The following is a 304-nucleotide window of genomic DNA, read 5'->3' as shown; positions in this document are numbered from 1 at the left end:
GTCACAAGGTCGTTCATCGGGCGGAGGGTTTCTGCGCTCATGTGCTGGCTCATGGCGGAAATCATTTCTTCGCTCGGGAGGGAGCCGTCTGCCATGACAAAAACAATGTCAACGGTTCCGGCTGCCAGGTCGCTCGAAACGAGAACGCCGCCGATGGCAGAACTGTAATCCTGCACATGGTACTCGTAGCCGTTCCGGCTGCCTGCGGTGGAGTATTTGCCGGGTGCAATGAAGTTGCGGGCTGCAAAGCTCTCGTCGCTCTCCCTGTCGGCGCCGCCGCTGGAAGTCGAGGTGGTCTCTACGC

1 protein-coding gene is annotated in these 304 nt (G+C 59.9%); it reads right to left on the bottom strand.

All coding sequences use genetic code 11. The annotated features are described in order from the left end of the window. On the bottom strand, window positions 1-304 hold a 304-nt coding region (locus tag P0G09_RS18345; RefSeq protein ID WP_275253386.1), incomplete at both ends, for a baseplate J/gp47 family protein.

Source organism: Faecalibacterium sp. DFI.5.82, assembly GCF_029076575.1.
GTDB classification, from domain to species: domain Bacteria; phylum Bacillota; class Clostridia; order Oscillospirales; family Ruminococcaceae; genus Faecalibacterium; species Faecalibacterium duncaniae.
This window is presented reverse-complemented; position numbering and strand designations above follow the sequence as displayed.